Below are 5,912 nucleotides of genomic sequence, written 5' to 3'. Positions count from 1 at the left end.
GTGGGTTACGGGTGGAAGTCAAAATACTGCTTTATGGTCAAATGAAGAATATGATGAGTTAATCAAAAAGGCTCAAACAACTACAGGTGATGAGCGTATGGAAGCATTATTAGAAGCTGAAAAGATTCTAATGGAAGAAATACCAATAGCTCCAACAGATTTTGATGTTGCTATGCATTTAAAGAATCCAAAGGTTAAAGGAATAGTAAGGCTTCCATTAGCAATTACTGATGGATTGAAAACAGCTTATATTGAAAAGTAATTAAAAAAATTCCGATTAATTAATCGGAATTTTTTTTGCTTTTGTTATAATTAAAATATGGACAATTTTTTTTCGATATTCCAGTGGAATTTATAATATGATTTAAAGTACATAGCCCTTCAGATTGATGTATACATTCTTCGGAACAATTGATAGTCATTTTATACTCCTCCACATTTGAAATTTGTTAACTATTTTATTTAATTTTAATATAGAATAGTTTGCCCAAATAAATTAATATAATTACAAGATATCTGTCCTATGATATCATATTGTAGTAGAATTAATTGAATCTATTTTGCCAATAATATGTATTGGGTGATTTTAATTGATATTTAAAGATTATACAGAGACAAATATTATATATCATATAGCTAGTATTATTGATCTTAAAAAAATTTTAGAAGAAGGTATAAAATATGATGATAAAGTAAGTTACAGAACTAAATACTTAGAATTTCATAGATTTATTAATAAGTATAAATCATTGAATGTACCTTCATGGGTAGTTAGACAGAAAACAATCTTTGGAAGTATGAATTTTAATAATGAACATAAATGGCATTCTCATACTGTTATTCTTGGAATAAAAATAAATGAAGATTATTGCTGGGTAGCTAATGAAAATTTAGTTAATGAAATTTATGAACCATTTATTCTTAAAGATATTACTCAGTTTGATTTTATGAAGGATTACATAAAAAAGGTAGGAATTAATAATATAAAAAAGTATTGGAATAATTCATTGAGTTTCAAAGAAAACTTAATGAAAAGATTAGATAAAAATAAAGATTATGACTGTGAAGTATTAGTATTTCATGATATAAAACCAGAAGATATAATACCTATAGGAATAGTAACTGATCATAAATATATTGAATATAAAAATTTGGAAAATATATATTTGAAAGAGGGGAAGTAAAGTGGATATAGGTAAATTACCTAATGATTTATTAAAAAATTTAGTTTTTGATTTATTGACTAATAGGAGAAAAGATGTGTTAACAAGAGGTTCTATAGGAGAGGATTGTGGTGTAATAGACTTTGGTAAATATGGATGTGTGGTATCTACAGATCCTATAACAGGTGCATTTAACAATATAGGGAAATTAGCTATACATATATCATGTAATGATGTGGCGTCTAATGGTGCAGAACCTATAGGTATACTATTGACTATATTAGCTCCTGAAACAACTACAGAAGGAGATATTAAAAATATCATGAAAGATGCTTCTTGTGCATCTAAAGAACTGAATGTAGAAATAATAGGAGGTCATACAGAAATAACTGATGCAGTAAATAAAATTGTAATAAATAGTACAGTTATAGGAAGACAATTAAAATCTAAATTATTAGATCCTAAAAGTATAAAAAAAGGATATAAAGTAATATTAACTAAGAGTATAGCTATAGAAGGAACCTCTATAATAGCAGAAGATTTAGAGGACAAGCTAATAGAGGGAGAAATATCAAGAGAATTAATAGAAGAAGGTAAAAGGTTAATTAATAAAATAAGTGTAATTAAAGAAGGTATGATTGCAGGAGAACTAGGAGTAGAATATATGCATGACATAACAGAGGGTGGAATATTTGGAGCCATACATGAAGCCTCTCATGCCATAAATAAGGGTATACAAATATATAAAGAAAAAATAAATATTGAAAAATCTACAAAGACAATATGTGATTATTTAGACATAAATCCATATAGATTAATAGCTAGTGGGAGTTTAGTAATAATAACTAATGATGAAAAGGCTGATTTATTATTAGATAAATTGAACAAAGAAAATATAGAATGTGAAATAATAGGAGAAGTGATTGATGAAGGAATTTACGCTGATAATGAAAAAGTATTACCTCCAGAAAGTGATGAACTATATAGAGTAGTATAATGCAAAGAAATAACTTTTTATGATTTTTTCTTTATTTATTCATAGTATCTTACTTAGCTTAATATAATTAATATATAGCAAGCTAAGGAGGGGAGGAACTGTTGCAAAATCTTTAGTAAACTCTATATAAGTTTATTTTAAATTCGTAATACATAAAGCACTTAATTTGTGGTAGAGTGTTTATAGCTATTGTGAATCCCATATATTGCGAAAGTGATATAGTCATAGACTACTATATCAGACCAAAGTAGCTTATAAATAGGGAATTAAACAAGTTTTATAGAGTTCTATAAGTTTTTGGCAACGGGGAACTGATGATATCAAAAAAAATCATTTTACTTTTTGTATTTATTAGTTTAATAATAATGATAACTGGATGCGGGAAATTAGAAGCAATGAAAGAAATGGTAACAGGATCAGAAGAAGGTGTAGATACAAATGAATCAGATACTGAAACAACAGAAATAACATTAGAAGATGATGAAGATGGTAGAGATACTATAGTTTATTATAAAAGCAAAGAAAATTTATTAGTACCAATAAAAAGAAGTATATCTTGGGAAACTGGAATTGCTCAAAAAACTTTAAATTATATGGTGAAAAGTTCTGACAATGAAAAAGAGATGTCTTCAATAGGTTTAGAACCATTGCTACCTGAAGGGAGTGAGGTTTTAGGCATGTCAATTGACGAAGAGAGCGGACTTTGCAAAGTGAACTTTTCCAAGGAAATACTAAATACTGAGGATAAGGTAGAGGAAGTAGTCTTAGTAAATGGGTTGGTGTATACTTTGACAGAATTTCCAACAATATCTAAAGTACAATTTATGATAGATGGAGAAGTAAAAGAAACAATGACATATGGAACAGATATCAATGATCCCATAGAAAGAAGAGATATAAATCTTGTAGATAGTAATGAAGGGGATTCAAAGATTGTAGTATATTATAAGGGTACAACTGATGGAGAATATGAGTATTATGTTCCAGTTACAGAAACTGTAGCTAGCCAAAGTCCTGATATGAAAATAGCTTTAGAGGAATTATTTAATGGGGCTCCAGAATCTAGCGGATTATATACAGATATTCCAGCAGGAGTAGAATTACAAGGAGTAGAATTGAATGATGGTATAGTCACTATAGATTTATCAGAGAGTAGTAAAGAGAAGATATCTAGTCAGTCAACATTTGATTCAATGACTAAAAATATAGCTTTGACTTTAGAACAATTTAATGAAATTGAAAAGTTAGAGATACTTATAAATGGTGAAACATTAAAAGAAGCTAAAATGGATATATCGCCAGTTGAGAGTATACCCACATTTGCAAATGAATATTAAGATCTATTAAAGTACATCTTTAAAAATTAGATTTGAATATCTAATTTTTAGATGTACTTTATTTTTGTTTGTTTTATTGGTAATAAAATTGAAACTTTGGTATCATAATTATATACATTAGGAAGAAAAATAAGGAGTGAAGAATTTGAATAGATTAGAAGGAAGAAAAAATGATGAATTAAGAAATGTTAAAATAATAAGAAATTACCTTAAACATCCTCAAGGCTCAGTACTTATAGAAATGGGAGATACTAAGGTAATATGTACGGCAATGATAGAAGATAGGGTGCCACCTTTTTTAAGAGGAACAGAAACAGGATGGATTACTGCTGAATATTCAATGCTTCCTGGTTCTACTCAAGATAGAAAGAGAAGGGAAGCTAGTAAGGGAAAATTAGATGGTAGGACTCAAGAAATAAAAAGACTTATTGGGAGAGCTTTAAGATCAGTAATAGATTTGGATAAATTAGGTGAAAAAACAATTTGGATAGATTGTGATGTAATTCAGGCAGATGGCGGAACTAGAACAGCTTCTATAACTGGATCATTTGTAGCTTTAGTTGATGCACTAAAGAAACTTAAAGATGAAGAAATAATTTCTACAATACCAATTAAACATTTTGTATCTGCTATAAGTGTAGGAATTGTAAATGATGAGGCAGTTTTAGATTTATGCTATATTGAAGATTCTAATGCTAAAGTGGATATGAATGTTATAATGACTGACAAAGGTGAATTTGTAGAAATACAAGGAACAGGAGAGGAATCTCCATTTTCTAGAGAACATTTAAATGAATTATTAATTTTAGCAGAAAAGGGTAATAAAGAATTAATAAAAATTCAAAGAGATGTATTAGGTGAAGTATCTAATATAATTACAAAAGGAGAATAATATGAAATTAAGAAGAATTATAGTTGCCAGTGGTAATGAGCATAAAATAGAGGAAATAAAAAAAATATTGAAAGGATTACCAGTAGAAGTAGTTTCAAAAAATGAAGTAGGGTTAGAGGATTTTGAGGTAATAGAGGATGGGGATACTTTAGAAGAGAATGCTATAAAAAAGGCTATAGAGATATCTCAAAAGATAGAGGGAGTAGTATTAGCTGATGATACAGGGCTTTTTGTTGAAAAGTTAGGTGGTGAACCGGGCATTTATTCTGCAAGGTATGCAGGAGAGAATGTTACATATTTGGATAATAATAAAAAACTTTTAAAAAATTTAAAAGGAATAAAACTAGAAGATAGACAAGCTGAGTTTAGGACAGTTATAGCTATAGTATTAGAGAATAAAAAGATAAAGACTTTAACAGGTATATGTAAAGGAAAAATAGCATTAGAACCAAAAGGAGATAAGGGATTTGGATATGACCCATTATTTATTGTAGATGGATACGATAGAACTTTTTCTCAATTAGGTGAAGAAATTAAAAATGAAATTAGTCATAGAGTTAAAGCCTTAAGAAAATTGAGAAATAGTTTAGAAGAAATATTAAAGGATGAATAATATGAAAATAGGAATTATAAGTGATACTCATGGAAATATAGATAAAAGTATTGAAGTGTTAAATAGTATAGAAGATATAGATTTATTTATACATTTAGGAGATTATACGCAGGATGCAGAGAAAATTCAAAAGGAAACTAATATATATATGATAAATGTAAAAGGAAATTGTGATATAAATGAAGATAATGTTTCAGAAGAAGAAATAATAGAGATCAAAGGGAAAAAAATATTAATAACTCATGGGCATGATTATAGAGTAAAGTGGGGATTAAATAAATTATATTATAGAGGAAGAGAATTAAAAGTTGATATTATAATTTTTGGTCATATTCATCAACCAGTTAATATTATTGAAGATGGTATTTTAATATTTAATCCTGGAAGTATATCAAGTCCTAGAAGTGGTAGCAAAAAGAGTTATGGAATTATATCTATTGATGATGATATAAAGTCTGAAATAATAGAAATATAATATATTCTTTATTGTCTGGTAAAGTTTATTTAATAAAAGTTTTAGACTATTTATGAATACAAGGATTAATAGTCGCGGAAAATATTGGAAGACAATAAAAAAAGGGGTTGTAGGGGATGAAATCCTCTGCCGTATTAGAAGGGTGCTCAGGTGCATGTATTACGCACCGTCAAAGGGAAACTAGGTTTCCCTAGTGAAGGAGGATACGCTTTTTATCCGACTTTTTATAAAAAACACTTTAAATGAATAATAAATTAAGATTAGTATAAAATAAATAACAAATAAATCAAAAAATGTTGACAGCTTTATAGTTCTTTGCTATAATCGTATAGTGCTTAGATAAAGGTGTATATAATTTTTTGATTTAGCGGAAGTGGCGGAATTTGGCAGACGCGCTAGACTTAGGATCTAGTGTCATTGACGTGGGGGTTCGAG

Annotated in this window: 6 protein-coding genes and 1 pseudogene; all 7 read left to right on the top strand. The window is 28.3% G+C overall.

From position 1 onward, the window contains the following. Positions 1-262, top strand: a pseudogene (locus GOQ29_RS06945) (peptide ABC transporter substrate-binding protein); the annotation flags it as partial. Between the two features lie 328 nt (positions 263-590). Then, a complete protein-coding gene (locus tag GOQ29_RS06940) occupies positions 591-1,184 on the top strand; it encodes a hypothetical protein (RefSeq protein ID WP_203371920.1) in 594 nt (197 codons plus the stop codon). Between the two features lies 1 nt (position 1,185). Further along, a complete protein-coding gene (locus GOQ29_RS06935) occupies positions 1,186-2,160 on the top strand; it encodes an AIR synthase family protein (RefSeq protein ID WP_203371919.1) in 975 nt (324 codons plus the stop codon). A gap of 314 nt (positions 2,161-2,474) precedes the next feature. After that, positions 2,475-3,497 carry a GerMN domain-containing protein gene (locus GOQ29_RS06930; RefSeq protein ID WP_207750662.1) on the top strand — a complete coding sequence of 341 codons (1,023 nt, stop codon included), beginning with the start codon at positions 2,475-2,477 and terminating at the stop codon, positions 3,495-3,497. A 136-nt stretch (positions 3,498-3,633) separates the two neighbouring features. Beyond that, positions 3,634-4,389, top strand: coding sequence for a ribonuclease PH (gene rph, locus GOQ29_RS06925; RefSeq protein ID WP_484477067.1), 756 nt, complete (start codon positions 3,634-3,636; stop codon positions 4,387-4,389). Position 4,390: 1 nt separating this feature from the next. Further along, entirely contained in the window at positions 4,391-5,002 is a 612-nt protein-coding gene (locus GOQ29_RS06920; protein WP_203371918.1) for an XTP/dITP diphosphatase, read from the top strand. A gap of 1 nt (position 5,003) precedes the next feature. After that, positions 5,004-5,477 carry a metallophosphoesterase gene (locus GOQ29_RS06915; RefSeq protein ID WP_203371917.1) on the top strand — a complete coding sequence of 158 codons (474 nt, stop codon included), beginning with the start codon at positions 5,004-5,006 and terminating at the stop codon, positions 5,475-5,477. Positions 5,478-5,912: the final 435 nt, after the last annotated feature.

The sequence above is a fragment of the Anaeromonas gelatinilytica genome (genome assembly GCF_016820635.1).
Taxonomy (GTDB): domain Bacteria; phylum Bacillota; class Clostridia; order Tissierellales; family SIT17; genus Anaeromonas; species Anaeromonas gelatinilytica.
This window is presented reverse-complemented; position numbering and strand designations above follow the sequence as displayed.

Bases quoted from the DNA above. Each gene is read 5' to 3' on its own strand.
- GOQ29_RS06930 (WP_207750662.1), top strand. From the start codon at position 2,475: ATGATATCAAAAAAAATCATTTTACTTTTTGTATTTATTAGTTTAATA.
- GOQ29_RS06920 (WP_203371918.1), top strand. From the start codon at position 4,391: ATGAAATTAAGAAGAATTATAGTTGCCAGTGGTAATGAGCATAAAATA.
- GOQ29_RS06915 (WP_203371917.1), top strand. From the start codon at position 5,004: ATGAAAATAGGAATTATAAGTGATACTCATGGAAATATAGATAAAAGT.